The sequence below is a fragment of the Mesorhizobium sp. 8 genome, assembly GCF_006351905.1.
GTDB lineage: Bacteria > Pseudomonadota > Alphaproteobacteria > Rhizobiales > Rhizobiaceae > Mesorhizobium > Mesorhizobium composti.
In genome coordinates, this window is the sequence record NZ_CP040914.1 from 1,942,102 (window position 1) to 1,968,704 (window position 26,603).

Annotated in this window: 26 protein-coding genes; 15 read left to right on the top strand and 11 right to left on the bottom strand. The window is 65.7% G+C overall.

The genetic code is table 11. The annotated features are described in order from the left end of the window. Positions 1–137: 137 nt before the first annotated feature. The 6 genes from FGU64_RS09400 to FGU64_RS09425 all read left to right on the top strand — a co-directional run bounded on the left by FGU64_RS09400 (position 138) and on the right by FGU64_RS09425 (position 7,322). Complete coding sequence (locus tag FGU64_RS09400; RefSeq protein ID WP_136356436.1) at positions 138–959, top strand: MurR/RpiR family transcriptional regulator; 822 nt, start codon at positions 138–140, stop codon at positions 957–959. A gap of 184 nt (positions 960–1,143) precedes the next feature. Further along, positions 1,144–2,310, top strand: a complete 1,167-nt coding sequence (locus FGU64_RS09405; protein ID WP_139952797.1) for an efflux RND transporter periplasmic adaptor subunit — start codon at positions 1,144–1,146, stop codon at positions 2,308–2,310. A gap of 25 nt (positions 2,311–2,335) precedes the next feature. Beyond that, positions 2,336–5,467, top strand: a complete 3,132-nt coding sequence (locus FGU64_RS09410; RefSeq protein ID WP_139952800.1) for an efflux RND transporter permease subunit — start codon at positions 2,336–2,338, stop codon at positions 5,465–5,467. 117 nt (positions 5,468–5,584) lie between these two features. Then, the gene (locus FGU64_RS09415; RefSeq protein WP_139952803.1) at positions 5,585–6,070 is read left to right on the top strand and encodes a MaoC family dehydratase; all 486 of its coding nucleotides are present in this window, start codon (positions 5,585–5,587) and stop codon (positions 6,068–6,070) included. Positions 6,071–6,179: 109 nt separating this feature from the next. Continuing rightward, a complete protein-coding gene (locus FGU64_RS09420; protein WP_139952806.1) occupies positions 6,180–6,842 on the top strand; it encodes a TetR/AcrR family transcriptional regulator in 663 nt (220 codons plus the stop codon). 231 nt (positions 6,843–7,073) lie between these two features. Further along, positions 7,074–7,322, top strand: a complete 249-nt coding sequence (locus FGU64_RS09425) for a DUF680 domain-containing protein (RefSeq protein ID WP_139952809.1) — start codon at positions 7,074–7,076, stop codon at positions 7,320–7,322. 230 nt (positions 7,323–7,552) lie between these two features. Here the strand turns inward: FGU64_RS09425 and FGU64_RS09430 are convergent, their stop codons facing one another. From FGU64_RS09430 to FGU64_RS09450, 5 genes are read right to left on the bottom strand one after another with little or no spacing between them, the layout of a single operon-like run. Further along, positions 7,553–7,774 (bottom strand): hypothetical protein, encoded by a 222-nt coding sequence (locus FGU64_RS09430; RefSeq protein ID WP_139952812.1) that lies wholly within the window; start codon positions 7,772–7,774, stop codon positions 7,553–7,555. Between the two features lie 52 nt (positions 7,775–7,826). Next, entirely contained in the window at positions 7,827–8,405 is a 579-nt protein-coding gene (locus tag FGU64_RS09435) for a sarcosine oxidase subunit gamma (RefSeq protein ID WP_139952815.1), read from the bottom strand. Continuing rightward, a complete protein-coding gene (locus tag FGU64_RS09440; protein ID WP_139952818.1) occupies positions 8,398–11,391 on the bottom strand; it encodes a sarcosine oxidase subunit alpha in 2,994 nt (997 codons plus the stop codon). Before FGU64_RS09440 ends, FGU64_RS09435 begins: the two co-directional genes overlap by 8 nt. Next, positions 11,391–11,687: a sarcosine oxidase subunit delta gene (locus FGU64_RS09445; protein WP_136356454.1), complete on the bottom strand. Its 297-nt coding sequence runs from the start codon at positions 11,685–11,687 to the stop codon at positions 11,391–11,393. Before FGU64_RS09445 ends, FGU64_RS09440 begins: the two co-directional genes overlap by 1 nt. Before the next feature lie 19 nt (positions 11,688–11,706). Beyond that, a complete protein-coding gene (locus FGU64_RS09450) occupies positions 11,707–12,960 on the bottom strand; it encodes a sarcosine oxidase subunit beta (protein ID WP_139952821.1) in 1,254 nt (417 codons plus the stop codon). Positions 12,961–13,173: 213 nt separating this feature from the next. On the opposite strand from FGU64_RS09450, the gene FGU64_RS09455 reads away from it, so the two are divergent. The 7 genes from FGU64_RS09455 (at position 13,174) to FGU64_RS09485 (ending at position 19,760) form a co-directional block, all read left to right on the top strand. Next, positions 13,174–13,932: an SDR family oxidoreductase gene (locus tag FGU64_RS09455; protein WP_139955320.1), complete on the top strand. Its 759-nt coding sequence runs from the start codon at positions 13,174–13,176 to the stop codon at positions 13,930–13,932. An 86-nt stretch (positions 13,933–14,018) separates the two neighbouring features. After that, positions 14,019–15,527 carry an ATP-binding protein gene (locus FGU64_RS09460; protein ID WP_139952824.1) on the top strand — a complete coding sequence of 503 codons (1,509 nt, stop codon included), beginning with the start codon at positions 14,019–14,021 and terminating at the stop codon, positions 15,525–15,527. Between the two features lie 147 nt (positions 15,528–15,674). Further along, positions 15,675–15,935: a 30S ribosomal protein S21 gene (gene rpsU, locus FGU64_RS09465; protein ID WP_136356460.1), complete on the top strand. Its 261-nt coding sequence runs from the start codon at positions 15,675–15,677 to the stop codon at positions 15,933–15,935. A gap of 156 nt (positions 15,936–16,091) precedes the next feature. Next, on the top strand, positions 16,092–16,931 hold the full coding sequence (locus FGU64_RS09470; RefSeq protein WP_139952827.1) for a tetratricopeptide repeat protein: 840 nt from the start codon (positions 16,092–16,094) through the stop codon (positions 16,929–16,931). A gap of 136 nt (positions 16,932–17,067) precedes the next feature. Further along, positions 17,068–17,583 carry a DUF992 domain-containing protein gene (locus FGU64_RS09475; protein WP_246671275.1) on the top strand — a complete coding sequence of 172 codons (516 nt, stop codon included), beginning with the start codon at positions 17,068–17,070 and terminating at the stop codon, positions 17,581–17,583. Between the two features lie 78 nt (positions 17,584–17,661). Then, positions 17,662–18,159: a DUF992 domain-containing protein gene (locus FGU64_RS09480; protein WP_246671276.1), complete on the top strand. Its 498-nt coding sequence runs from the start codon at positions 17,662–17,664 to the stop codon at positions 18,157–18,159. Between the two features lie 122 nt (positions 18,160–18,281). Next, positions 18,282–19,760 (top strand): MFS transporter, encoded by a 1,479-nt coding sequence (locus FGU64_RS09485; protein WP_139952829.1) that lies wholly within the window; start codon positions 18,282–18,284, stop codon positions 19,758–19,760. Here FGU64_RS09485 and FGU64_RS09490 read toward each other — a convergent pair. The 6 genes from FGU64_RS09490 to ubiE form a co-directional block, all read right to left on the bottom strand. Then, on the bottom strand, positions 19,747–20,220 hold the full coding sequence (locus FGU64_RS09490) for a ferritin-like domain-containing protein (protein ID WP_139955323.1): 474 nt from the start codon (positions 20,218–20,220) through the stop codon (positions 19,747–19,749). The genes FGU64_RS09485 and FGU64_RS09490 overlap by 14 nt on opposite strands. A 59-nt stretch (positions 20,221–20,279) precedes the next feature. Continuing rightward, positions 20,280–21,518, bottom strand: coding sequence for a bifunctional phosphopantothenoylcysteine decarboxylase/phosphopantothenate--cysteine ligase CoaBC (gene coaBC / locus FGU64_RS09495; protein WP_139952831.1), 1,239 nt, complete (start codon positions 21,516–21,518; stop codon positions 20,280–20,282). 17 nt (positions 21,519–21,535) lie between these two features. After that, a complete protein-coding gene (locus tag FGU64_RS09500; RefSeq protein ID WP_210239062.1) occupies positions 21,536–21,937 on the bottom strand; it encodes a type II toxin-antitoxin system VapC family toxin in 402 nt (133 codons plus the stop codon). Then, positions 21,934–22,194, bottom strand: a complete 261-nt coding sequence (locus FGU64_RS09505) for a hypothetical protein (protein ID WP_139952835.1) — start codon at positions 22,192–22,194, stop codon at positions 21,934–21,936. Before FGU64_RS09505 ends, FGU64_RS09500 begins: the two co-directional genes overlap by 4 nt. A gap of 72 nt (positions 22,195–22,266) precedes the next feature. After that, positions 22,267–23,841 (bottom strand): 2-polyprenylphenol 6-hydroxylase, encoded by a 1,575-nt coding sequence (gene ubiB, locus FGU64_RS09510; protein ID WP_139952838.1) that lies wholly within the window; start codon positions 23,839–23,841, stop codon positions 22,267–22,269. Between the two features lie 28 nt (positions 23,842–23,869). Continuing rightward, on the bottom strand, positions 23,870–24,646 hold the full coding sequence (gene ubiE / locus FGU64_RS09515) for a bifunctional demethylmenaquinone methyltransferase/2-methoxy-6-polyprenyl-1,4-benzoquinol methylase UbiE (RefSeq protein WP_139952841.1): 777 nt from the start codon (positions 24,644–24,646) through the stop codon (positions 23,870–23,872). A 102-nt stretch (positions 24,647–24,748) separates the two neighbouring features. On the opposite strand from ubiE, the gene FGU64_RS09520 reads away from it, so the two are divergent. Beyond that, the gene (locus tag FGU64_RS09520) at positions 24,749–25,714 is read left to right on the top strand and encodes an adenosine deaminase (protein ID WP_139952845.1); all 966 of its coding nucleotides are present in this window, start codon (positions 24,749–24,751) and stop codon (positions 25,712–25,714) included. A gap of 142 nt (positions 25,715–25,856) precedes the next feature. After that, complete coding sequence (gene upp / locus FGU64_RS09525; RefSeq protein ID WP_136356478.1) at positions 25,857–26,486, top strand: uracil phosphoribosyltransferase; 630 nt, start codon at positions 25,857–25,859, stop codon at positions 26,484–26,486. Positions 26,487–26,603: the final 117 nt, after the last annotated feature.

Here is a 26,603-nt window from a genome sequence, read left to right on the forward strand (position 1 = left end):
TGTCCCTCCCCTCGACGGCGCGTATCTAATGATACGTTTTTTCTATGATTGCGCAGTCACGGATGATTTCATACAGTTTGTCCGGCTTTGTCAAACGGCTTTTGCGACTTCCTTTCGGGCGGGGAACGGGTGAGGACATGACAGCAGGCGTTGCCGAATTGATCGCCGACCGGATCGGCGTCATGCCGGCCGGCGAGCGCCGCGCGGCGCAGACGCTGGTCGCCAATTATCCGGTCGTCGGCCTCAAGACGGTTGCCGAGTTTTCGCAGGCGGCGGGCGTCTCCTCGCCCACCATCCTGCGCTTCGTCGCCCGGCTCGGCTTTCACAACTACGCCGAATTCCAGTCGGCCCTGCAGGATGAACTCGCCGCGCAGTTGCAGTCGCCGGCGGCGCGCCCGCCCGGCCCGGCTCTCGACAGTCCCGTCCGGCCGATGATGGAAGCGGCGATCGACAATCTGCGCGAGACCTTCCGCCATTTCTCGCAGGAACAGATGGCCGACATCGTCGAGCGGCTGGCCGATAGCCGCGGCCACATGTTCCTTGTCGGCGGCCGCTTCACCGACCCGCTCGCCCGCTACATGGCCGCCCATCTCACCATCATCCGGCCGAACGTGTTCCATCTCGCCGGCCAGGAAAGCATGTGGCGCGACCGGCTCATCGACATGGGCAAACGCGACGTGCTCTTGATCTTCGACATCCGCCGCTACCAGGACAGCCTCTTGCGCTTCGCCGAGAAGGCGCACCAGCGCGGCGTGCAGATCGTGCTGTTCACCGACCAGTGGCTGTCGCCCATCGCGCGCTTCGCCCGCCATGTCGTCGCAGGGCGTACCGCCGTGCCCTCCCCTTGGGACTCCTCCGCCTCGCTTTTCGTCGTCGCCGAGACGTTGCTCGCCTCGGTGACACGCCAACTGGAAGCCGAAAGCACCCGCCGACTGGGCGAGATGGAAAAATTGCGCTGACCGCCGCCTCTAGCCTGACGATTTCGCGGATGGCCAACCTTACGCAGATTTAATGTGCGCAAACGTTGGAGAATTGCCATAAAGGCATAGTATTACGCTGCTCCGTGCCGGGCATGGCGCGTCGTGTCGTCGTCCGGGCGGGAGGAGCCGGTGGACGTTGGTCATATCGTCAGCCGGAGTGCCGATGGCTACCTGGAAACAGATCGTCCTTTCTCTGGTGATCCTCGTCGCCGCGGCGTTCGGCTGGGTGCTGTTCTTTCCCGGCGCGCCGCAGGTGCTCGACCGCCTGGGCATTGAGTGGGCGCATGCCTCGACCCCGAAACCGGGCAGCAACGCCGGCAGTAAGGCGCCTGGCAAGGCGGCTGAAGCTGGCCGGGTGCCGACCATGGTGGTTGCAGCGGCCGCGACGACCGAAACGATCAACGATCGCCTGCAAGCCATCGGCACCGGCCGCGCCAAGGCGACGGTCACCGTCAATCCCTATTCGTCCGGCCGCATGACCGAGCTTCTCGTCGAATCCGGCGCGCATGTCGAAGCCGGCCAGGTCATCGCCAGGCTCGATTCCGACGTCGAGCAGATCGCCCTCGACAAGGCGGTCGCCGGACGCGACGACGCCAAGGCGAAAGTGGATCGCTTGCGCGCGCTGCGCGCCTCCAACGCGGCAACGGCCGTGCAACTCAGCGATGCCGAACTCGAACTGCGCAACGACGAACTGTCCGTGCATGATGCGCAGGTCTCCCTCGACCGCCGCTCGGTCGTCTCGCCGATCGCCGGCACCGTCGGCATCCTGCCGATCGCCGCCGGCAACTATGTGACCAGCACGTCCGCCATCGCCACGGTGCATGACCGCTCCTCCATCCTGGTCGATTTCTGGGTGCCGGAACGTTTCGCCGCCGCTGTCCGGATCGGTGCCGAACTGACGGCAACCTCGCTTGCCAGCCCCAAGGACGTGTTCAAGGGCACGGTGAGCGCCATCGACAACCACATCGACGAGAAAAGCCGCACGCTGTGGGTGCAGGCGACCATCGCCAATCCTGCCGATTCGCTGCGCGCCGGCATGGCCTTCCAGGTCGGCATGAAATTCCCCGGCAACACCTATCCGGCCGTCAGTCCACTGGCCATCCAATGGGGCGCCGACGGCGCCTTCATCTGGGTCGTCAAGGACGGCAAGGCTCAAAGCGTGCCGGTGCGCATCATCCAGCGAAATAGCCAGACGGTACTGGTCGACGCGCCCGTGGCCGTCGGCGAGATGGTGGTGACGGAAGGCGTGCAGAGCGTGCGCCAGGGCGGCGCGGTGCGCATCGCCGACGAAGACGGCGCCGAACAGGCCACCGTAGCGGCCGGCTCGTGACCCGGCGCGTGACAAGGATCGGCCGATGAGCGAAGCCGCCCCCAGGAGCAGCGAGACGGGCTTTACCGCGCTGTTCATCCGTCGGCCGGTGCTGGCCTTCGTCCTCAACACGCTGATCGCGGTGGCGGGCCTCGCCGCCTTCTACGGCGTCGAGATCCGCGAACTGCCGGACGTCGACCGCGCCGTCGTCACCGTCAACACGACATTCACCGGCGCTGCGGCCGAAACCGTCGATCGGGAGTTGACCAAGACCATCGAGGGCGCGGTGGCCCGTGTCTCCGGCGTCAAGTCGATCTCCTCCACCTCATCCTTCGGCTCCAGCCGCGTCACCATCGAATTCAACGACGGCGTCGACCTGAACGTCGCCGCCTCCGACGTACGCGATGCCGTCGGCCGCGTCGCCAACCAGATTCCGGAGGAAGCCGACCCGCCCCGCATCATCAAGGCGGACGCCAATTCCGACGCCGTGATGCGGCTTGCCGTGACCTCCGACAAATTGTCCGTCGAGGACATGACCGTCATCGTCGAGGACCGCGTCGAGGACGCGCTGGCCGCCGTGCCCGGCGTCGCCGACGTGCAGGTCTACGGCGACCGTGACAAGATCTTCCGCATCGACGTCAACCAGGCGAAACTCGCCGCCCTCGGCTACACGGTGGCCGACCTGCGCAAGGCGCTGGCCTCCGTCGCCTTCGACACGCCGGCAGGTTCCATCACCACCACCGACCAGAATCTCGTCGTGCGCACCACCGCCGACGTCACCACGCCCGAGCAGTTCGCCGCCATCGTCATCGGCGGCACGACCCACATCGGCGACGTCGCCACCGTCACCATGGGTCCCGATATCGGCCAGTCGACGCTGCGCTCCGACGGCAAGACGGGCATCGGCATCGGCATCGTGCGCGCCGCCGAGTCCAACACGCTCGACATTTCCGACGGCGTGAAGGCGGCGGTCGCCAAGATCCAGGAGAACCTGCCCAAGGGCATGACGATCAAGGTGACGTCCGACGACGCGGTCTTCGTCAACGGCGCCGTGCACGAGGTTGAGATCGCCCTTGGCCTGTCTGTGTCTATCGTGCTGATCGTCATCTTCGTCTTCCTGCTCGACTGGCGCGCCACGCTGATCCCGGCCTTTTCCATGCCGGTCGCCATGATCGGCACCATCGCGGCGATCTATCTCGCCGGCTTCTCCATCAACATCCTCACCCTTCTGGCCCTGGTGCTGGCGACCGGCCTCGTCGTCGACGACGCCATCGTCGTGCTGGAAAACATCGTGCGCCGCCGCAACGAGGGCATGGGACCCCGCGCCGCCGCCGTGCTCGGCGCCGAGGAAGTGTTCTTCGCCGTCATCGCCACCACCGCCACGCTTGTCGCCGTCTTCGTGCCGATCTCCTTCCTGCCCGGCCAGACCGGCGGCCTGTTCCGCGAGTTCGGCTTCGTGCTCGCTATGGCGGTGCTACTGTCCTGCGTCGTGGCGCTGACGCTGTGTCCGATGCTCGCCTCACGCATGCTGACGGAAGCCTCGCTGCATCACGAGGGAAATAACGGCATCGGCGGCCGCATCGGTGGCGCCCTCATGACCGTCTATCGCCGCTGCCTGCACGTCTGCCTCGACGCGCCGGTCATCGTGCTTCTGGTGGCCGTGTTGTTCGCCGGCGCCGCCTTCGCCATGTTCGGCACCATCCGCCAGGAACTGACGCCGACCGAGGACCGCTCCGCCGTGCTGCTGCGCTTCAGCGCGCCGCAGGGCGTCAGTCTCGACTTCACCACCTCCCAGATGCGCAAGCTGGAGGAACTGATCCAGCCGCTGCGCGATTCCGGCGAGATCGTCTCCACCTTCGAGAGCGCCGGTTACAACAACCAGTACAATTCGGGTTTCATGGTGATGACGCTGGCGCCGTGGGACGAGCGTACCCGCAGCCAGCAGCAGATCATGGCCGAGATCACCGAACTGGCCAAGCAGGTGCCGGCAGCCCGCATCTTCCCTGTCCAGCCGAACAGCCTCGGCATCCGCGGCGCCGGCAACGGCCTGCAGTTCGCGCTGGTCGGCAACGATCGCAAGGCTTTGTCCGAAGCGGCAGGCAAGATCATCGACACCATGCAGGCCGATCCGCGCTTCCAGCAGCCGCGCCTGTCGATCGACCCGACCCAGCCGCAACTCGCCGTGGCGATCGACCGCGCGCGCGCCTCCGATCTCGGCATCGATATCACCGGCCTCGCCGACACCATGCAGGCGATGCTCGACGGCAACGACATCGGCGACGTCTACATCGCCGACCGCAGCTACGGCGTGAAACTCGTCTCCACCACCAATCCGATCAACGACCCGACCGACCTGGAGAACATCTTCCTCAAGACGGCCGACGGCCGTTACGTGCCGATGTCGACCATCGCAACGCTGGAAGAGCGCGCCGTGCCGCCCTCGCTGACGCGCGAGCAGCAGCAGCCATCCGTCGCCATCACCTCCAATCTGCGCAGCGACTTCGCCCTCGGCGACGCGCTGAAGGCGGCCGAAAGCATCGCCACGCCGCTGCTGCCGCCGGGTTCCCGCATCGTGCCGCTGGCCGAGGCGGCGACGCTCGGCGAAACCAATTCCGGCATGGTCACTATCTTCGGCTTCGCGCTGGTCATCATCCTCCTGGTGCTGGCGGCCCAGTTCGAAAGTTTCGTCTCGGCCGTCATCATCATGGCGACGGTGCCGCTCGGGCTCGCCTGCGCCATCTTCGCGCTGATCCTCACCGGCACCAGCCTCAATGCCTATTCGCAGATCGGCCTGGTGCTCCTGGTCGGCGTCATGGCCAAGAACGGCATCCTGATCGTCGAGTTCGCCAACCAGTTGCGCGACCGCGGCCTCGGCGTGCGCGAGGCCATCGAACAGGCCGCCAACATCCGCCTTCGCCCGGTGATGATGACGATGATCTGTACCGTGCTCGGCGGCGTGCCGCTGGTGCTGGCAAGCGGCGCCGGCGCCGAAGCGCGCGTGGCGCTCGGCTGGGTCATCGTCGGGGGCCTCGGTCTCGCCACGGTCTCGACGCTGTTCCTGACCCCGGTCGCCTACCTGCTGCTCGGCCGCTTCGTCACGCCGAAGAGCCACGAACAGGCCCGCCTCAAACGCGAACTCGAGGAAGCCGCCTACACCAACGTGGAGCCGGCCGAATAACCCCGACGCCTACCCTCCCGTCGATGGGGAACGCCATTCGCGGATGACATTGCCCGCCCCACGCTCTATCTGTGCGCCCGAGCCGGCGTCGCTGCCGCTCACCCAACCGGAGGCCGCATGTCCGCAACCACCATTCCGCTCGAAACCCTGCTCGCCAATGCCGGCAAGGAAGTCGGCCTGTCGCCGTGGCGTGTCGTCACCCAGACGATGATCGACCAGTTCGCCGACGCCACCGACGACCATCAGTTCATCCATTGCGACCCGGCGCGCGCCGCCACCGAGACCCCCTATGGCGGTACCATCGCGCACGGCTTCCTCACCCTGTCGCTGTTGTCGGCCATGACCTTCGAGACGCTGCCGCAGCTCGAAAAATCGAAGATGGGCGTCAACCACGGCTTCGACGAGATCCGCTTCCTTGCCCCGGTCAAGACCGGCGCGCGCATCCGCGCCCGCTTTGTGCTGGCCGACGTCAAGGCCCGCCCTTCCGGTTGGGTGCAGATGACGCACGATGTGACGATCGAGATCGAGGGTTCGAAGAAGCCGGCGCTGACGGCCCGCTGGCTGACGCTGGCCTTCGTGGAGCCGGAACCGGACGGCGCCTGACCGCAAAAGCCTTCCCCTCGCCGGCTGCCACCTGCCGCTGCGTGATCTTGCCGCATGCCGTACGGCGTATATAGTCGCCGGGACGAACCCGAGAAAGGCAGGCAGGATCGTGTCCCTGACGGTGCAGAAGCGCCGCGAAAAGCACAAGGCGGAGCAGCGCGCCGAACTGGTGGCGGCTGCGCGCGAACTGGTTCAGCAGGAAGGCTATGAGGGCCTGACCATCCGCAAGCTGGCAAAGCGCGTCGGCTACGCGCCGATGTCGGTCTATTCCTATTTCGCCGACAAGCAGGACATCCTGCTCGCTCTTGCGGAGGACGCGTTCGCCACGCTGGCCCGGCGCATCGAGGAGCAGCCGGCGGACGATCCGCTGGACGCGCTGCGTGTCGTCATGACCGAATACGCGGCTTTCGGCCTCGGCAATCCCAACGAATACCGCACCGTCTTCATGACCGAGAAGACGAGGGCCCCCGAAGGCAAGACCTTCGCCGAGATGGAGGCCGACAACCCCGCCATGAAGGCATTGATCGGCCGCGTCGAGGCCTGCATCGCCGCCGGCAAGCTCAAGGGCGACGCCGAGGCCATCGCCAACATGCTGTGGGCGGTTGGACACGGGACCATCTCGCTGCTGATCACCTTCCCCTTCCACCCGTTCGGCGACCCGCAGGCCTTCGTGAAGCGCATGTGCGACTTCGCCCTCGCCGACCTCTCCACGCAGGACGTGGCGCCGCTGGGCGGCGAACGGACAAGCTGCCGCACCGTTTCGGAAAAGTAGCCGCGATCTTTTTCATCCGAGCTTGGGCTTCTTCGGGTGCTGGGCGCACAGGCAGCCTCGACATGCGCTTCGCCCGGATGCGCAGGGCCGGAACGAGGACGTTCGCATCCGGTCGCTCGCATCTTAAATTTTTTCGTACACGTACGAAATCTTGCTTGAAACCCGCACCGGCTGAGCGTACATGTTTTCAATCTCGTACATGTACGAAGAAATTCAACCCGGAGACAGATCATGAAAAAGACCGCACTTGCTCTCGCCGCGCTGATCGCCCTGCCGGGCGCCGCCTTCGCCGGCAACAATGCCGTCAGGACCCAAGCTCCAGTGCCCGCCGCCTGCGCGACGGCTACCGTGCGCGCCAATCTCGATTGCAGCGCCACCGGCTCCGTCGAAAAGGCGCGCCCGGCTTCCGACAACACCGCCACCGGCGGCAAGAAGCTCGGCATCGACCTCAACCCGTGGAGCATCTCCAACGGCATGTGAGCCGACATCAGCCGGAAATCTTCCCCACCTCGGGAACAAGCAAGAGCGGCTGGCAAAAACCGGCTGCTCTTTTTTATGAAACAGGTAAAACGTCCGGCGTTTCGTCAGCCGCTATGCTCGAATCTGTCCCAAACGTCAGCGCCAGAACGACAGGGCCGGTGACGATTTTCATCTGCTGGCCGATATCGGCGGCTCTTCTGGACAAGCCTGGAGATGGCGCGGAAGCGGTCCTACCGCCGCGGCTTCTTGCCCGCGACCTTCTTCGGCTTACCGGGCTTCAGCGGCGCGCCGGCGATGATCGAGTCGGTGATCGAGATCGGATCGCTGGCCGGGAAAGTGTCCTCCAACCCTTCGTCCAGCTCGCTTTCCGTGTCCGGATGGCGGCGTTCTTCCTCCAGCGACTTCACGGCCGCGCTTTTCTTGTCCTTGCCGGTTTTCGACGCAATGGCCATGACCTGTCCTCGGCTTGCTCACGTTAAACGGAGAGGCCTAGGCCGGCGCCTCCTATGCGGCGGCGTCGCGGGCGGCCTCGCTGAGGAAAGTAAAGACATAGTCCGAGAAGGAACGCCAGCACTCGACGCGGAAAGCGTCTTCGGCCGGGCGGTAGAGGATGATCTCGGCCTTGCCGAGCACCGTACGCGAGCAGGCGCCGACCGGGAATGCCGCCAGCGACAGGTCCTGCGGGCAGCCGGCGTTGACGCAGGCCTCAGCCGCTGGACCACTGACGGAAATCGCCACGTTGCGGTGCGAGATGCCGACGGCCGAGTGCAGCTGCTTCGCCTTGGTGCAGTCACCAAGCAGGTCCTTGCCCTCTTCTTCGAACACCAGCCATTCGTCCGGCCCGAGCCACAGCGCGATACGGCTGCCCTTGGCGGCGGAAGTCTTCGGCTTCTGCGGCAGCGTGACGCCCAACGCCCGCGACAGCGAGGCGATCGACTCGGCCGGCGCACGCAGCGAAACGCGCTCGGCCGGCGGCAGCGGCTCGACCTTGACGCCGGCGCCCGTAGCTTCGCGACCGGCAAGCGCGGAACGGCGGTCGACTGACGGCGATGCAGGCGCGGTCTTTGCAGCAACCTTAGCCATTGAGGCGTTCCCCCTTCTCGTCGAAGAACACGGCGCCCGACACTTCCACTTCGATGACGCGATCCGGCATCGGCACGTAGAGCGTCTGGCCCATCTTCTCGCGTCCACCGGCGACCAGCGCCAGCGCGATGGAACGGCCGCAGTTTTCCGACCAGTAGCTCGAGGTGACGTGGCCGATCATTTTCATCGGGATCGGCTGGTTGGGATCGGCGACAATCTGCGCGCCCTCCTCCAGCACGACGTTGGGGTCCTTCGTCTTCAGGCCGACGAGCTGCTTGCGCCCCGGCGCCACGAGGTCAGGCCGCATCATGCCGCGCATGCCGACGAAATCGGCCTTCTTCTTGCCGACCGCCCAGTCGATCCCGGCATCGTTCACGGTGACGGTGCCGTCCGTGTCCTGGCCGACGATGATGTAGCCCTTCTCGGCGCGCAGCACGTGCATGGTCTCGGTGCCGTAGGCGCAGGCGCCGTGCTTCTGGCCCTCGGCCCACAGCGCTTCCCACACCGCCTCGCCGTAGTCGGCCGGCACGTTGACCTCGAAGCCGCGCTCGCCCGAGAACGACATGCGGAACAGCCTGGTCGGCACGCCGCAAATCTTGCCCTCGCGCACCGACATGTGTGGGAAGGCTTCGTCCGACAGGTCGATGCCCTCGACCAGCGGCTCGATGATCTTGCGCGAGTTCGGACCCTGCACCGCGACCACCGCCCATTGCTCGGAGATCGAGGTGAGCCACACCTTCAGCTGCGGGAACTCGGTCTGGAGATAGTCCTCCATCTGGTTCATGACACGCGCCGCACCGCCGGTCGTCGTCGTCACATGGAAGCGGTCTTCCGCCAGCCGCCCGACCACGCCGTCGTCATAGATGAAGCCATCCTCGCGCAGCATCAGCCCGTAGCGGCAGCGGCCGGGCGCCAGCTTCTGCCAGGGGTTGGTGTACATCAGTTCCATGAAGGTCGCGGCGTCCGGCCCGACCACCTCGATCTTGCCCAGCGTCGAGGCGTCGAACAGGCCGGCCGTCTTGCGCACCGTCACACATTCGCGGTTGACGGCGGCGTGCATGTCCTCGTCCGCCTTGGGGAAATACCAGGCGCGCTTCCACTGGCCGACGTCCTCGAACACGGCGCCGTTCTTCTCTGCCCAGCCATGCGTCGTGGTACGCCGCGTCGGGTCGAACAGCGCGCCGCGCGCATGATTGGCGATGGAACCGAAGGTCACCGGCGTATAGGGCGCCCGGAAGGTGGTCAGTCCGACCTGCGGTATCGGCTTGCCGAGTTCCTCGGCGGCGATCGCCAGCCCGTGCATGTTGGAAGTCTTGCCCTGGTCGGTCGCCATGCCGTTGGTGGTGAAGCGCTTGACGTGCTCGATCGAGCGCATTCCCTCGTGCACGGCCTGGCGGATGTCCTTCGCGGTCACGTCGTTCTGGAAATCGACGAAGGCCTTGACCGTCGTGCCGGGACCCGCGCCGGGCGCCGCCCCCAGCATGCCACGCGACCAGCCTTCGCTGGCCTCCACCTTCGGCTTGGCGGATTTCGCCGCCTTGCCGCCCGCTTCCTTGGCAGCCTTGGCGCCAGCCGCATAGGCCTCGTCCACCGAAGCCGCCAGCCCGTCCGTGCCGTTGCAGGCGCCGACCGACACGCAATCCTGCGCATAGGTGCCGGGCAGGAAGCGCTTGACCTCGTCGTTAAAGGCGACCTTGCCACGCGACTGCGAGAACAGGTGCACCGACGGCGTCCAGCCAGCCGACATCAGAAGCGCGTCGATGGGCAGGGTCCGCTCGCCGCCGCCCGTGCGCTTCTGCACGGTCATGGAATTGACGCGCAGCTTGCCGCCGACCCGCACCACGGCGCGGCCGTCATGGATCTCGATATTGGCCGCGCGCGCCTGGTCGACCAGCTCGCCCGACGGATTGTCGCGCAGGTCGACGATGGCCGCCACGTTGACGCCGGCCTTCTTCAGGTCGAGCGCCGCCGCATAGGCCGAATCGTTGGCCGTGTAGATGCCGACATTGCGTCCGACCGCCACGCCATAGTGGTTCAGATAGGTGCGCGCGGCGGAAGCGAGCATGATGCCCGGCCGGTCGTTGTCGGCGAACACCATGTGCCGTTCGATGGCGCCGGTGGCGAGCACCACCTTCTTCGCCCGAATTTGCCACAGCCGCTCGCGCGGCAGGTCGCGGCCCGGAGCTGCGAGATGGTCGGAAACGCGCTCGACCAGGCCGATGAAATTCTGCGCGTAGTAACCGAACGCGGTCGTGCGGTTGAGCACGCGCACATTGTCCATCGCCTTCAGCCTGGCGACAACGCCCTGCGCCCAGGTCCATCCGTCCTGCCCGTCGATCCGCGCGCCGGCTTCGAAGCGCAAGGCGCCGCCGAAATCAGCCTGCTCGTCGACGACGATGACGCGCACGCCGGTTTCCGCCGCCGCCAAAGCCGCCGCAAGGCCCGCCGCGCCGCCGCCAAGCACAAGCACCTCGCAATGGGCGAAGCGCGCTGCATAGTGGTCCGGATCGGGTTGGTCCGGCGCCACGCCGAGGCCGGCGGCAGCCCTGATCTTCGGCTCGTAGAGCGATTTCCACGCCGTCTTCGGCCACATGAAGGTCTTGTAGTAGAAACCGGCCGAGAACAGCGGCGAAAAAGCGTCGTTGACCGCACCGACGTCGAAGGACAGCGACGGCCAGCGGTTCTGCGAACTGGCTTCCAACCCGTCATAGAGTTCCTGCACGGTGGCGCGCACGTTCGGCGTGCGGCGCGCAGCATCGCGGCGGATCTCCACCAGCGCGTTCGGCTCTTCGGCGCCGGCCGAAAGGATGCCGCGCGGGCGGTGATACTTGAACGAACGACCGGCAAGGTGGACGCCGTTGGCGAGCAGCGCCGAGGCCAGCGTGTCGCCTTCGATGCCCGCATACCGCTTGCCGTCGAAGCTGAACTTGGCGACCTTGGCATGGCTGAAGCGGCCGGCGCCGGAAATGCGATAAGAGGCGGCCATTATTTTGCAACTCCCGGCAGCTTCTTCGGCTTCGGCTCGCCGGCTTTATAGGTCATGACGAACTTGTCGGTGACGGTGTCGCGCACCGCGTTGAAGAAACGCGCGCAGCCATGGATATGGCGCCAGCGCTCGTAGATGACGCCTTTCGGGTTCGAGCGGATGAAGAAGTATTTCTCGAAATCCTCGTCGCTTGTCGCGGCCATGTTGGCCGAGCGCACGACATGCGCCTCGCCGGCGTTGCGGAATTCGAGCTCCGGCCGTTCTTCCTCGCAATAGGGGCAGCGGATCAAAAGCATTTCGTCCCCCTCGCCTTTCTCAGTGCGCCACGGCGGCCGCGGCCGCCTCGTCGATGAGCCGGCCGGTGCGGAAGCGTTCCAGCGTGAACGGCGCGTTGATCGGGTGCGGCTCGTCGCGGGCGATGGTGTGGGCGAAGACGTTGGCCGAGCCCGGCGTCGCCTTGAAGCCGCCGGTGCCCCAGCCGCAATTGACGTAGAGCCCCTTCACCGGCGTCTTGGCCAGGATCGGCGAGCGGTCCGGCGTCACGTCAACGATGCCGCCCCATGAGCGCAGCATCTTCATGCGCGTGAACATCGGGAACATCTCGCAGATGGCGTCCAGCGTGTGTTCGAGGATATGGAGTCCACCCGTTTGTGAATAGGAAATATACTGGTCGGTGCCGGCGCCAATCACCAGTTCGCCCTTGTCGGACTGGGAGATGTAGGCGTGCACGGTATTCGACATCACCACGCAGGGCACCACCGGCTTCACCGGCTCCGACACCAGCGCTTGCAAGGGGTAGCTTTCCAGCGGCATCCTGACGCCCGCCATGTCCATGATGACGGAGGTGTTACCGGCCGCCACCACGCCGACCTTCTTGGCGCCGATGAAGCCCTTGGTCGTCTCGACGCCCGTTACCGCGCCGTTGGCGTCGCGCCGGACGGCGGTGACCTCGCAGTTCTGGATGATGTCGACGCCGCGCGCATTGGCCGCGCGCGCATAACCCCAGGCCACCGCGTCGTGACGGGCCGTGCCGCCGCGCCGCTGCAGGGCCGCGCCCATCACAGGATAGCGCGCGTTCTTCGAGATGTTCAGCGGCGGGCAGAATTCCTTCGCCTGTTCCGGCGTCAGCCACTCGTTGTCGACGCCGTTCAGCCGGTTGGCGTGGATATGGCGCTTGAACACCTGCACGTCATGCACGTTGTGCGCCAGCATCATGACGCCGCGCGGCGAATACATGACGTTGTAGTTGAGGTCCTGGCTGAGCCCGTCCCACAGCTTCACCGCGTGGTCGTAGATGCCGGCTGATTCGTCATAGAGGTAGTTGGAACGGATGATGGTGGTGTTGCGGCCGGTGTTGCCACCGCCGAGCCAGCCCTTCTCCACCACCGCGACGTTGGTGATGCCGTGCTCCTTAGCCAGATAGTAGGCCGTCCCCAGCCCATGTCCGCCGGCGCCGACGATGACGACGTCGTATTCCTTCTTCGGCTCGGGCGAGCGCCATTGCTCCTCCCAGCCCTTGTGGCCGCGCATGGCCTCGCGGGCGATGGCGAATACCGAATATTTCTTCACGTTGTGGCCTCGAATGACTACCGGCGCGAGGTGTATCACTATCGAAACGGCTTCTCCATCCTTGCGCTGTTTGCGACGGCGATTGCCGCTTTGCGCGGGCGGCGTCGCGGGGACCGTCTATTCGCTTCGCAAGTATCGGGTGGAGAGGAGAGGGCTCGATCTGCCACCTGTGGGTCACGCTGGAAACAGCACCTCCCACAAGAAGGAAGCACGATGTTCGCTCTCATCAACAAGGTTGCAATCGTCACAGGCGCGAGTTCCGGCATCGGCCGCGCCACGGCCAGGCTGTTCGCCGAACAGGGCGCAAAGGTCGTCGTTGCCGCAAGGCGACAAGCCGAACTCGATGAATTGGTGGACGAAATCGCCTCCACCGGAGGCGAAGCCGCCGCTCTGGCCGGCGACGTGAAGGACGAGGCCTATGCAAAGGCGCTGACGGACATGGCGACCGGCAGGTTCGGCGGGCTGGACATCGCCTTCAACAATGCCGGCATCGTCGGCGCGATGGGGCCGATCTCCGACCTGACACAGGAAGCATGGCACGAGGTTATCGATACCAACCTGACGAGCGCCTTTCTTGCATCCAAATACCAGATCCCCACCATGCTGGAACGCGGCGGCGGTTCGCTGATCTTCACCTCGAGCTTTGTCGGCCACACCGTCGGCATGCCTGGAATGGCACCTTACGCCGCCAGCAAAGCTGGCCTGATCGGGCTGACGCAGGCATTGGCTGCCGAGTTCGGCCCGAAGGGTATCCGGGTCAACGCGCTGCTGCCGGGTGGCACGGACACACCCGCCGCAACTTTCAAGACACCGGAAGCCCGCACCTTCGTCGAAAGCCTGCACGCGCTGAAACGCGTGGCGCGGCCTGACGAAATTGCCCGCTCGGCGCTGTTTCTGGCTTCCGAGGCGTCGAGTTTCACCACCGGCACGGCCTTGTTCGCCGATGGCGGTGTTTCCATCAATCGGACCTGAGCCTTCAAAATCACGCCTGTGGGTATTGCGTGCGGGCGGTTCGCATCCGACGGACACGATGTTAGAGCGTGTGCCAAGGTGATGCGATGAAAGTGGACATTGACATGGGCTCGGCCGGCCCCGGCAAGCCGGCCGCGCTCGATCTTGAGGAATTGCTGGCGACCCGGTTGCTCGTGCAGGGCAATTCGGGTTCCGGCAAGTCCCACCTCCTGCGCCGCCTGCTGGAGCAGAGCGCGCCTTGGGTGCAGCAATGCGTGATCGATCCGGAAGGCGACTTCGTCACGCTGGCCGATAAATTCGGCCATGTCGTCGTCGACGCGCAGCGCACCGAGGCGGAACTCACGCGCATCGCCGGCCGCATCCGCCAGCACCGCGTTTCCGTCGTGCTCAACCTCGAAGGGTTGGACGTCGAACAGCAGATGCGCGCGGCCGCGGCTTTTCTGGGCGGGCTTTTCGACGCCGAGCGCGACCACTGGTATCCGATGCTGGTGGTGGTGGACGAGGCCCAGCTTTTCGCCCCCGCCGCCGCCGGCGAAGTGGCCGACGAGGCGCGCAAAGTGTCGCTCGGCGCCATGACCAACCTGATGTGCCGCGGCCGCAAGCGCGGACTGGCCGGCGTCATCGCCACCCAGCGTCTCGCCAAACTCGCCAAGAACGTCGCGGCGGAAGCCTCGAACTTCCTCATGGGCCGCACCTTCCTCGACATCGACATGGCGCGCGCCGCCGATCTTCTGGGCATGGACCGCCGGCAGGCCGAAATGTTCCGCGACCTCGCGCGCGGCCATTTCGTCGCCCTTGGCCCTGCCCTGTCGCGCCGGCCGCTGCCGCTCACCATCGGCCCTGTGGAAACGGCGGCGCGTTCCTCCAGCCCGAAGCTGACGCCGCTGCCGGAAGCGCCGGAGGATGCCCGCGACCTGATCTTCACACCCGGTCCGGACGAGGAAATGCTGCGCCCGCCGCGCCGCGTGGCACCGCCCCCGCCGATGCCGACGGCGGAGCTTCTGGCGCAGCTTGCCAAACCGAAGCTCAACCTAGAGCCGGCGCCTGAGCCGGTCTTCCCGCTGATCGACAAAGCCGAGCGCGAGGCCGGCATCGATGCGGTGCTCGGCGAAATCCTCGAAGACCCGGACGCCGGCTTTCGCACCGATGCCGTGCTTTACCAGGATTTCCTCGTCCGCTGCCGCATCCGCCGCGTGCCGGGGGAGCCTCTGCACCTGTCGGCCTTCCGCCGCCGGCTGGCGGTGGCGCGCGCGGGCATCGACGCCCGCGCCGCCGGCGGCGATGCCTGGGCGAAGGCGCTGGAATTGTCCGAAACCCTGCCGGACGACCTGCAAGGCATCTTCCTGCTGGTCGCCCGCGCCGCCGTCACGCAAGGCCCCTCGCCTTCCAACGCAGCCCTTGCCCGTGCCTACGGCACCCATTCGGAGCGGCGGGCACAGCGCCTGCTCGACTATTTCGAGGAGCGCGGTCTGCTTGTGGTGCGCACCGACTTTCAAGGCAAGCGAATCCTCGCCTTCCCCGATCTCGGCTGCGAGACGGCCCCCGGCGATCCCAACGCGCCGGAGCCGGCCACCCTCGGCCACGCGGCGGAATAGGGATCGCTTCGCTTTCCTGCAATTGGCCGTGGACAACGCGCCTTGATTCTGCTAAAGCGCGCCACAATTCGCGGTGGAGTCTGCCGCGGAGGCAGATGGGTGTGGCCGTTTGCCTTGTGAATCCGAACCCGAAAGACAGGATCGCCCGTGCAGGTACTCGTCCGCGACAACAATGTTGACCAAGCGCTCCGCGCGCTCAAGAAGAAGATGCAGCGCGAAGGTATCTTCCGCGAGATGAAGATGCGCGGGCACTACGAGAAGCCGTCGGAAAAGCGCGCCCGCGAGAAGGCTGAGGCCGTCCGCCGCGCCCGCAAGCTGGCTCGTAAGCGCGCCCAGCGCGAAGGCCTGCTGCCGTCGACGCCGCGCCCGACTCCGGCCGCCGGCGCTCCTGCCCGCGCGCCGCGCTGATAGCGCCTATTTTTCGTCCCTTTCCGGGGATAATCGAGGTGGCGCGATGCGCAATCGCCGCCACCTTTTTTATTTGGTCGATCAGCTATTGTTTGGTGAAATGACCGTGGCCGGTGAGGGGTCGGCAGGGTCAAGGTAAGTGAGGACAGAGCAGCCATGATTGTTTCGACCGCAGAACGCCGCACGGCCATGCGCGGCTTCGCGCTGACGGCTGCCCTCCTCTCCGGTCTTGCGCTCGCCGCTTGCCAGACCACGCCGGTCGGCCAGCTCGCCAACATCGACAAGGCGCAGGGGTCGAGCGAGAACATTTCCTCGCTCAGTTCCGTCATCAACAGCAATCCGCGCGATCCCGAAGCCTACAACGTGCGCGGCTCGGCCTACGGCCGCAGCGGCCAGTACCAGGCGGCGCTGAAGGACTTCAACACCGCCATCCAGCTCAAGCCGGATTTCTACCAGGCCTATTCCAACCGCGCGCTGATCTATCGCTTTCTCGGCGACCAGCAGACGGCACTGGCCGACTACAACCGCGCCGTCCAGATCAATCCCAGCTATGACGCCGCCTATATCGGCCGCGGCAACCTCTACCGGAAGGCCGGCCAGACGCAGCTCGCCTTCAACGATTTCCAGAAGGCCATCCAGCTCGACACCACCGATGCGCGCGCCTACAACAATCGCGGCCTGATCTACCAGCAGCAGGGCCAGCACAAGTTCGCCATCGAGGATTTCTCGACCGCCATCTCGCTGGCGCCGGACGCATCCGAGCCCTACAACGGCCGTGGCCTGTCCTATCTCGCCACCGGCGACGAGCAGAACGCCTTCTCCGACTTCAACATGGCCATCAAGCTGGACAAGAAGAACGCCGAAGCCTGGGCCAACCAGGCGCTGATCTACGAACGGCGCGGCGACAAGCAGCGGGCTGCGAAGTCCTATCGCGAGGCGATCCACCTCAACCCGAACTACCAGCCGGCCAAGGACGGCCTGGCCCGGGTAAGCTGACCTGGCATAAGCCTGCGTCCATTGCCAAAATATCGTGGCCGGCGATCGCCGTGCCACAGTCTTGCCGACAGCCGGCGATACCGGTTTTCGTAGCCGGCGCGTGCGCCGATACGGAACGGCCGGACGGGTTCGGCCGTTGTTCAGGTTCAGCAGAAGGATTTCCCATCATGAAAAAATTTGCTCTCGCCGCTGTCTCCGCCGGACCTTCCTCGGACTTGCCGGCTTCACCGCCCAGGCCGAGGCGGGACAGGTCAAGCTCGGCGTGCTGCGCTGCTCGGTCGAAGGCGGCGTCGGCTATGTCATCACCTCCAACAAGGGCCTCGACTGCACCTTCCGCTCCTCGCGCGACGGCAGCCGGGAGCGCTACACAGGTGTCGTCACCAAGCTCGGCCTCGATATCGGCGAAACCAGCCAGGGCGAAATGGTGTGGGCGGTCTTCGCTCCGTCCTACGACTACGAGGACGGCGCGCTGCAAGGCACCTATTACGGCGTCAACGCCGAGGCGAGTGTGGTGACCGGCGGCGGCCTCAATCTTCTCGTCGGCGGATGGCACAGGTCGATCAACCTCGAGCCGCTGAGCGCGCAGGCGCAGACCGGCCTCAATCTGGCCGTCGCCGTAGCATCCATCGACCTGATCCACTCGCTGAAATAACGCATCAGCCTATCGGCGCCTGTTGCCTCCCGCTCGTTTGCCGCTACCATCCTGGCGGTGCGGCAGGGGGAGGTATCATTGCGCAGGATCATTGCGGCGGCCGCTCTGGCCGCCACTTCAGTTGCCCTGATACCGGGCTCGATGACGGCCGTAGCACAGGACGGCGGCGTCGAACTCGGCGTGCTCGATTGTGCCATCGAGGGCGGAACCGGTTTCATCTTCGGTTCCACCAAGGACCTTTCCTGCACCTTCAACCCGGCGAGCGCCACCTTCGCGGCGGAAACCTACACCGGCAGCGTCAGCAAATACGGCCTCGATATCGGCATAACCGGCAAGACGGTCATGCAGTGGATCGTGCTGGCGCCGATGGCCAACATCTATGCACCCGGCGCGCTGGCCGGCGACTATGTCGGCGCCAGCGCCGAGGTGACGGCGGCCGTCGGTGCCGGCGCCAACCTGCTGGTCGGCGGCTCCGGCCACGCCTTCACCTTGCAGCCGCTCAGCCTGCAGGCGCAGACCGGCGTCAACATCGCCATCGGCGTCAGCCGCTTCCAGTTGCGCAGCACCGGCGACTGAATCGCCGGCTGGCCCATGCCGTAGCCTCACCGAGGCCCAAAAACCTGCTTGAGCTCAACCGCGCTTGAGGTTCTACCAAGCATTCCGCAGTCGCCGGCTGGCACAATGAGCATGGGAAGACGATGAGCGGCACTTCGCATCGACGCGCCAATACGGCGGCCAATACTGTGGATTGGGCTTTCCTCTGGGCAAGTGGCGACCTCGGTCGTTTCTGCTTCGTCAGCCTCGGCATCCTCCTGCACGCCACCAACGAGACGATGGTCGCCACCATCATGCCGGCCATGGTCGGCACGCTTTCGGGCGTGCAACTGGTCGGCTGGTCGCTTGCGATCTACGAACTCGGCGCCATCGTCGCCGGTGCGGCCGCAGGGCGGCTGGTCAGCTACCTGCCGCTGCGCACCAACATGACGGTGGCGGCCCTGCTCTATGGACTGGGCGCGCTGATCTGCGCCGCTTCGCCCTCCATGCCCGTCTTCCTCGCCGGCCGTCTTGTGGAGGGGCTGGGAGGTGGCGCGCTCGTCTCGCTGGCCTTTGTGTCGGTACAGCGCCTGTTCGACCGCTCCATCTGGCCGCAGCTTTTCGGCATCCTGTCGGCGGTGTGGGGCGTCGCCGCCTTCGGCGGACCGATGCTGGGCGCCATCATGTCGGAATATCTCACCTGGCGCTGGGCCTTCGGCGTCTTCGTCGCCGGCGGTCTCGTCATGGCGCTGGCCAGCATGGCCGTGCTCGACACGCCGCAAGGCCGCGCCACCGACGCGCGCGACACCGCTTTGCCGCCCTTCCCGTTCGCGGCGCTGGCCTGTCTCGCAATTGGCGTCGTGCTGATCGCAGCCGCCGGCATCGACGTCAGGCTTGCGCGCTCCTCGCTGCTGCTCGTCCTCGGCCTCGTCGGGCTGGCGCTGTTCTTCCGGATCGACGCCATGCGGCCGCTGTCCCGGTTGTTTCCTTCGAACCTGTTTTCATGGCGCACGCCGGTCGGCACAGGCATCACAATGGTGGCCGCCTTTTCCATCGCGACCTGCTCGTTCGGCCTATACGGCCCGCTGATCCTGACCAGCCTGCACGGCATCCCGATCCTGACGACGGGCTACATCATCGCCGCCGAATCGATCTCATGGTCGGTCCTGTCGATCCTAGTGGCGGCGGTGACGCCGCAGCGCGAAAGGCTGGTCATCGTGGCAGGCGCCATCATGATCGCCGCCGGTTCAGCCGGCTTCGCCTGGACCGTACCGCAAGGCTCCATTCCGCTGATCCTGCTCTGCGCCCTGTTGCAGGGCGGCGGTTTCGGCGTCACCTGGCCGTTCCTGACGCGCATCATCGTCGGCGCAGCCCCGCCTGAGGAGCAGACAATCGCGTCGGCCGCCGTGCCGACCATGCAGCGTATCGGCTACGCCGTCGGCGCGGCCCTTGCCGGCATCATCGCCAATGCCAGCGGCTTCTCGTCCGGCCTGAACAGGGACGCCGCCGCCGGCGTCGCCCATTTCCTGTTCCTCGCCTTCATTCCGCTGGCACTGCTCGGCGTCGTCGCTGCCCTTTGGATCGCACACGAGCCGGCAAGAGTGCGGCAAACACCGGCTGTCGAACCGGCTACGCCTGATTGACCTCGCTCACGGCGATGTTGGTCAGCTTGTTGTTGGCCGCCTTCTCCTGGTCGAGGATTTCGCTGAGCAGCGTGTGCGCCTCCTGATGGCCAAGTTCCTTGGCCCATTCGCGCAGCGACCCGTAGCGCGCGATCTCATAGTGCTCGACCGCCTGGCAGGCCGCCAGCAGGCCGGCGTCGAGCGCGGTGCCGGAGCCTTCCTCCATCAACCCGTCGGCTTCCTTGATCAGCCCCTCGATGGCGTCGCATTTCTCGCCCTTGGCCTTCTTCCCGAGGCTGGAAAAGACCTTGTCGAGCTTGACGATCTGGCCCTTGGTTTCTTTCAGGTGACCTTCGAGCGCGTCTCTCAGCTTGGCGTCCTTGACCGCCCTGGCGACCTTCGGCAGCGCCTTGGTTATGGCGTTCTCGGCATAATAGACGTCCTGCAGCGTGTGCTCGAAAATGTCGGCCAATGTCTTCATCATCGTTCTCCTCGCCGGAATTGGCGGGGAGGAACGGATCGGCGGCCATCCGGTTCCGATCAGACGGCTATCGACTTCAGCTTCTCGGCGATCAGCGCCGCCAGCCGCGCCGCCACCTCGTCCTTGCCCATTTCGGGCCATTCCTCGACGCCGGATTTCGAGACGATGCGCACACGGTTGCGGTCGCCCCCCATGACGCCGGCTTCTCCGATGCCGCTGCCCTGCGAGACATCGTTAGCGACGATGAAGTCGGCCCCCTTCTTCTTCAGCTTGGCCTCGGCATTCTTCAAGATGGCCTGCGTTTCCGCCGCGAAGCCGACGACCAGCGCCGGCCGCTTCGCATGATGGCCGACGCCGGCGAGGATGTCCGGATTCTCCACCATCCGCAGCGCCGGAGGCCCCTCGCCCGCCACTTTCTTGATCTTCTCGCCCGACTCGGCGGCAGTGCGCCAGTCGGCGACGGCAGCCACGAAGACGGCCGCGTCGGCCGGCAGCAGGCCTTCCACCGCCGCCTGCATCTGCCTTGCCGTCTCCACATGCGTGGTCGCCACGCCGGCCGGATCGGCGATCGTCACCGGGCCGGAGACCAGCCGCACATCCGCCCCGAGCTTCGCAAGCGCCGCAGCGATGGCATGGCCCTGCTTGCCGGACGACCGGTTGGCAATGTAGCGCACCGGGTCGATGGGCTCATGCGTCGGCCCCGAGGTGACGATGATCCTGCGGCCGGAGAGCGGCTTGTCGCCACCGTCGAACAACGCCTCGACGGCGGCGACGATCTCCAGTGGCTCGGCCATGCGCCCTTCGCCGGCCTCGCCGCGCTCGGCCATCTCGCCCTTGCCCGGCCCGACGAAATGCACGCCGTCCTTCTCCAAGGTGGCGCGGTTGCGCCGCGTCGCCGGATGCGTCCACATGCGTGGATTCATCGCCGGCGCCATCAGCACCGGTTTGTCGGTGGCGAGCAACACCGCCGAGGCGAGATCATTGGCGTGACCATTGGCGAGCTTCGCCATCAGGTCGGCGGTGGCGGGTGCTGCGACGATCAGGTCGGTATCGCGCGCCAGCCTGATGTGGCCGACGTCCTGCTCATCCTGCCGGTCGAACAGGTCGGTGAAGACATGATCGGCCGTCAGCGCGCCGACCGAAAGCGGCGTGACGAATTGCTGTGCCGCCGCCGTCATCACCGCGCGCACGGACGCCCCGCGCTCGCGCAGCCGTCGGATCAGGTCGAGCGCCTTGTAAGCGGCGATGCCGCCGCCGACGATGAGCAGGATGCGCTTGGCCGTAAGAGTTTCGCCCATGATCGATGCGCCTGCTGTCAGACCGGCCCGAGCGCCGGCACGATGTCGGTATGGATGAAATCGTTGCCCTTGAAAAGCAGCGGCAGGTTCCGCGTCTTGGCAAGCGCATAGGAGAAACAATCACCCAGGTTGAGATTCGCCGGATGCCCGGAGCCTCGGCCAAAACGCACATGGGCCGATACGGCCACTTCGGCAAGGTGCTGATCGAAGGCGACAATCTCGAATTGCAGACCGGCCGCGAGAGCATGCAGGCGCCTTGCTCCATCAAGGCCGAGCTTGTTGCCGACGACAATACCCGCTTCAACCCAGGTCGGTGCGGAGACAAGAACCGGCTCGACCTGCATTCGACCCGCCAGCGCTTCAGCTTCAGGCTCGGCGGCAAGAAACGCGAACAGCGCGGAGGTATCGACGACGATCACCTCGGCTTGTCGCTTTTATAGAGATAGTCCCAAACCTCGTCCTGAGCCTGCTCGAAATCAAAAGGTCGATCAGGTTTGCGCGAAAGTCGCATGATCTCTTCCAGGGACGCTTTCGGCCGCCGGCCGGGACCGTTGCGAACGTCCCGCGCAAGGGCGTCCCTTATTTCCTGCTCCATGGACACGCCACGGCCGGCCGCACGCTCGCGGAGCGCCTGCTTGACGGATTCATCGAGATTTCTGACCGTGACGGTGCTCATGCCGACCAATATAGACGATGACAGCATTGCTTTCAATGACAGCATTGCCGTCAGAACTAGTCGGCACTCAGGCTACGCCAGCTTCCACGCGATCCACACCAGCGCTGCCGCGATCACCCACAGCGCCAGCCGGCCGGAGCGTGAATGACGGGCCTCGGCCTTGCCGATCGCCTCGGCGGTGGCGGCGTCGAAGCGCAGGCCGTGCTCGGCCATGGCGTCGACCTCGCGCGACAGCCGCTCGGCACGGGCGGCAAGCTCCGGCGCCTGGCGCGCCAGCGACACCAGCGCGTGCACGCCGTCACGCGCGTCGGTGAGCAGGCCCTTCGGTCCGAGATTGCCACGGATCCAGTCGCCTACCACCGGCTCGGAGGTCTTCCACATGTTGAAAGCCGGATCGAGCGTACGCGCCACGCCCTCCACCACCACCATGGTCTTTTGCAGCAGGATCAGTTCCGGCCGTGTCTGCATGTCGAACAGTTCGGTCACCTCGAACAGCAGCGTCAAAAGCCGCGCCATCGAGATCGTCTCGGCCGGCTGGCCGTGGATCGGCTCGCCGATGGCGCGGATCGCCTGTGCAAAGGCGGCGACGTCGTGCTTGGCCGGCACGTAGCCCGCCTCGAAATGCACCTCGGCGACGCGCAGGTAGTCGCGCGTAATAAAGCCGTAGAGGATTTCGGCGAGGAACCGGCGCTCCTTCTTGCCGAGCCGGCCGGCGATGCCGAGATCGACCGCGACGATGGTGCCGTCCGCCTCGACGAAAAGGTTGCCGGGATGCATGTCGGCATGGAAGAAGCCGTCGCGCAGCGTGTGGCGCAGGAAGGACTGGATGAGGTTAGCAGCGATGGCCTTGAGGTCGTGCCCGGACGCAGCAAGGGCGGCGACGTCGTTCATCTTGATGCCGTCGACCCATTCCAGCGTCAGCACATCGCGGCCTGTGCGCTCCCAGTCGACGGAGGGTACGCGAAAGCCCGGATCGTCTTTCGTATTCTCGCCGAGTTCGGAAAGAGCCGCTCCTTCCAAGCGCAGATCCATCTCCACCTTGGTGGTCTGGGCCAGCGTCTCGGTCACCTCTACCGGCCTCAACCGACGCGCCGACGGGATGTACTTTTCCTGCAGGCGTGCGGCGAGGAAGAAGCTCTCGAGGTCGTGCTGGAAGCGCCGCCGCACGCCGGGGCGGATAACCTTCACCGCCACCTTTTTCGGCATACCATCGTAGAGCACTTCGGCCGGGTGCACCTGCGCGATCGAGGCGGCCGCCACCGCTTCACCGAAGCTTGCGTAGAGATCGCTTACCGGCCGGCCGAGCGAAGCCTCCGCCTCGGCGGTCGCCTCCGCCTTGGGAAAGGTCGGCATCTTGTCCTGCAACATGGCAAGATCGACAGCGATGTCGTTGCCGACGACGTCCGGCCGGGTCGCCAGGAACTGGCCGAGCTTGACATAGGACGGGCCGAGCCGTGCCACGGCGCGCGCCAGCCGGTCGCCGCGCCCGTGCCGCAAGGCGCGGCGCCGCGCCAGCAGCCGGGCGACGCGCCAGCCGAATTTCGGCGCGCCGGAAAGCTCGTCACCCGGCAGGGCAGCAACGACGCCCTCGCGCACCAGCACCCAGCCGGCCCGGACGAGCCGGAAAGCAGCGCCGACGGAACTCATGCAGCTATTCCTGCCAGGACAAGATCCGTCAAAGCTTCCAGCCCGAATGAGCGGCCGCGATGCCGCCGGAATAGTTGCGGAAGGTGACGCGACCGAAGCCGGCGCGCTCGATCATGGCAGCGAAATTCTGCTGGTTCGGGAACTTGGCGATCGACTCGACCAGATAGGAATAAGGCTCGCCGTCGCCCGTCACCGCCTTGCCGATCTTCGGGATGGCGTTGAACGACCATGCCTCGTAGGCCTTGTCGAGCAGCGGCATCTCCACATCCGAGAATTCGAGGCACAGGAAACGCCCGCCGACCTTCAGAACGCGAAAGGCCTCCGCCAGCGCCACCTCGATGCGGGGCACGTTGCGGATACCGAAGGCGATGGTGTAGGCGTCGAACGTGCCGTCCTCGAAGGGCAGTTCCTCGGCATTCGCCTCGACGAAATCGACCTGCGCGGCAAGCCCGTTCTTCCCGGCCCTGTCACGCCCGACCGCCAGCATCGAGCCGTTGATATCGAGCACCGTCGCGTGCGCGTTGCGGCCGCTCGCCTTGACGATGCGGAAGGCGATGTCGCCGGTGCCGCCGGCGACGTCCAGCACCCGCCAGCCCGGACGCTTCGGCGGGTTGAGCCAGGCGACCATGGCGTCTTTCCACAGCCGGTGCATGCCGGCCGACATCAGGTCGTTCATCAGGTCGTAGCGGTCTGCGACCTTGTGGAACACCTCGTTCACCAGCGGCTGCTTCTCGCCCTGGCCGACAGTGCGAAAGCCGTAGGAGGTTTCCATGCCGCCTGCGGCGGTGGTGCGTTCGACTGACATAATTTCGATCCGTCACAAAATCGGCGGGACCATAGCCGATCGGAATACCGGGCGCTATTGTTTAAGGCGCGGCGCTCGGCCGCGCGACCACAGGATGCTTGCATGCCTCTGAAAGCCGAGTTGCACTGCCACATCGAAGGGGCGGCGCACCCCGATCTCGTCCTGCGTCAGGCACGCAAATACGATGCCGATCCAAGCCCCTTCATTCGCGACGGCGCTTTCGTCTGGCACGATTTCACCTCCTTCCTCGCCGCCTACGACTTTTCCGCCAGTCTGTTCCGCTCCGAGGAGGACTATGCGCTGCTGGCCGACTATTACCTGACCAGCCTGGCACGCGACGGCGCCATCTATTCGGAAATCTTCATCTCGCCCGACCACGCCGCCGGCGCCGGCCTGTCGGCCAAGGCCTATACCGACGCGCTCGGCGAAGGGATCGCCCGCGCCATGGCAAGAACCGGCATCGAGGGGCGCATGATCGTCGTCGGGCTGCGCCATGCCGGCGTCGAGGCGGTGGAGAAGGCGGCGCGCTTCGCGGCGAGATGCGGCAACGCGCTGGTGACCGGTTTCGGCATGGCCGGCGACGAACGCGTCGGCGACCTCGAGGACTACGTACGTGCCTTCGAGATCGCCCGCGAGGCGGGGCTGGGTATCACCGTGCATGCCGGCGAATTGGTGGGCTGGGAAAGCGTCGCCGCCGCCCTCGATCACATCCGCCCGGCGCGCATCGGCCACGGCGTGCGCGCCGTCGAGAACCCGAACCTCGTGCGCCGCATTGCCGAAAAAGGCGTTGTTCTGGAATGCTGTCCGGGTTCCAACATCGCGCTCGGCGTCTTCCCCGACTTCGCCGGCCATCCCCTTCCAGAGTTGAAGCGCGCCGGCTGCAAAGTAACGCTGAATTCCGATGACCCGCCCTATTTCCACACCTCGCTGAAGCGCGAATACGACATCGGCCGCGAGCATTTCAGCATGGACGACAAGGCGCTTACCGCCATCACCCGCACGGCGATCGAAGCGGCCTTCGTCGACCGGAAGACGAAAGCGGCGCTGCTGGTGCGGCTTGGCCGGTGAATGGTTAATGGTGAATGGTGGGATTGAGCGACTGACGCCTTGTCAATTGTGGACCCGGCGGCGCAGGGGCTCGACAAAGACTCGCCAAACCATTCACCATTCACTATTCACCATTCACCCTTTTTCGTTGCCGGAGCACATCATGCAGGGCGTCACCGTCGTCGATCACCCGCTTGTGCAGCACAAGCTTTCCATCATGCGCAACAAGGACACGTCGACGGCGGGGTTTCGCCGCCTGCTGCGCGAGATTTCCCTGCTGCTCGGCTACGAGGTCACCCGCAACCTCGAATTGACGACGACGAAGATCGAGACGCCGATGGAGGTGATGGACGCGCCGATCCTCGAGGGCAAGAAGCTGGTCTTCGCCTCGGTCCTGCGCGCCGGCAACGGCCTGCTTGAAGGCCTGCTCGACCTCGTGCCGGCCGCCCGCGTCGCCCATGTCGGCCTCTACCGCGACCACGAGACGCTGGAGGCGGTGGAATATTTCTTCAAGGCGCCGAGCGATCTCGCCGACCGCCTGGTCATCGTCGTCGACCCGATGCTGGCGACCGCCAATTCGGCCATCGCCGCCATCGACAAGCTGAAGGGCCGCGGCGCCACCAACATCCGCTTCCTGTGCCTGCTGGCCGCACCGGAGGGCATCGAGCGCTTCACCAAGGCGCATCCCGACGTGCCCGTCTTTACCGCTTCGATCGACCGGCAGCTGAACGAGAAGGGCTATATCTTGCCCGGTCTCGGCGACGCCGGCGACCGTATGTACGGCACGAAGTAGAACCGAAGGACCGTCGAAGGCAGGCGTTAAGTTGCGGTTTACCCAACGGTACATCGCCTGCTATCCGGCCGCCTTCATTAAACCGCCGCACACCAAGACCTGCGAGAATGGCGCTCT

Bases quoted from the DNA above. Each gene is read 5' to 3' on its own strand.
- FGU64_RS09430 (WP_139952812.1), bottom strand. From the start codon at position 7,774: ATGGCCATTGCGTCGAAAACCGGCAAGGACAAGAAAAGCGCGGCCGTG.
- FGU64_RS09440 (WP_139952818.1), bottom strand. From the start codon at position 11,391: ATGGCCGCCTCTTATCGCATTTCCGGCGCCGGCCGCTTCAGCCATGCC.
- FGU64_RS09520 (WP_139952845.1), top strand. From the start codon at position 24,749: ATGCCTCTGAAAGCCGAGTTGCACTGCCACATCGAAGGGGCGGCGCAC.
- coaBC (WP_139952831.1), bottom strand. From the start codon at position 21,518: ATGGGCGAAACTCTTACGGCCAAGCGCATCCTGCTCATCGTCGGCGGC.
- FGU64_RS09485 (WP_139952829.1), top strand. From the start codon at position 18,282: ATGAGCGGCACTTCGCATCGACGCGCCAATACGGCGGCCAATACTGTG.
- FGU64_RS09505 (WP_139952835.1), bottom strand. From the start codon at position 22,194: ATGAGCACCGTCACGGTCAGAAATCTCGATGAATCCGTCAAGCAGGCG.
- upp (WP_136356478.1), top strand. From the start codon at position 25,857: ATGCAGGGCGTCACCGTCGTCGATCACCCGCTTGTGCAGCACAAGCTT.
- ubiE (WP_139952841.1), bottom strand. From the start codon at position 24,646: ATGTCAGTCGAACGCACCACCGCCGCAGGCGGCATGGAAACCTCCTAC.
- FGU64_RS09460 (WP_139952824.1), top strand. From the start codon at position 14,019: ATGAAAGTGGACATTGACATGGGCTCGGCCGGCCCCGGCAAGCCGGCC.
- FGU64_RS09425 (WP_139952809.1), top strand. From the start codon at position 7,074: ATGAAAAAGACCGCACTTGCTCTCGCCGCGCTGATCGCCCTGCCGGGC.
- FGU64_RS09400 (WP_136356436.1), top strand. From the start codon at position 138: ATGACAGCAGGCGTTGCCGAATTGATCGCCGACCGGATCGGCGTCATG.
- ubiB (WP_139952838.1), bottom strand. From the start codon at position 23,841: ATGAGTTCCGTCGGCGCTGCTTTCCGGCTCGTCCGGGCCGGCTGGGTG.
- FGU64_RS09410 (WP_139952800.1), top strand. From the start codon at position 2,336: ATGAGCGAAGCCGCCCCCAGGAGCAGCGAGACGGGCTTTACCGCGCTG.
- FGU64_RS09455 (WP_139955320.1), top strand. From the start codon at position 13,174: ATGTTCGCTCTCATCAACAAGGTTGCAATCGTCACAGGCGCGAGTTCC.
- FGU64_RS09445 (WP_136356454.1), bottom strand. From the start codon at position 11,687: ATGCTTTTGATCCGCTGCCCCTATTGCGAGGAAGAACGGCCGGAGCTC.
- FGU64_RS09435 (WP_139952815.1), bottom strand. From the start codon at position 8,405: ATGGCTAAGGTTGCTGCAAAGACCGCGCCTGCATCGCCGTCAGTCGAC.
- FGU64_RS09405 (WP_139952797.1), top strand. From the start codon at position 1,144: ATGGCTACCTGGAAACAGATCGTCCTTTCTCTGGTGATCCTCGTCGCC.
- FGU64_RS09490 (WP_139955323.1), bottom strand. From the start codon at position 20,220: ATGAAGACATTGGCCGACATTTTCGAGCACACGCTGCAGGACGTCTAT.
- FGU64_RS09470 (WP_139952827.1), top strand. From the start codon at position 16,092: ATGATTGTTTCGACCGCAGAACGCCGCACGGCCATGCGCGGCTTCGCG.
- FGU64_RS09415 (WP_139952803.1), top strand. From the start codon at position 5,585: ATGTCCGCAACCACCATTCCGCTCGAAACCCTGCTCGCCAATGCCGGC.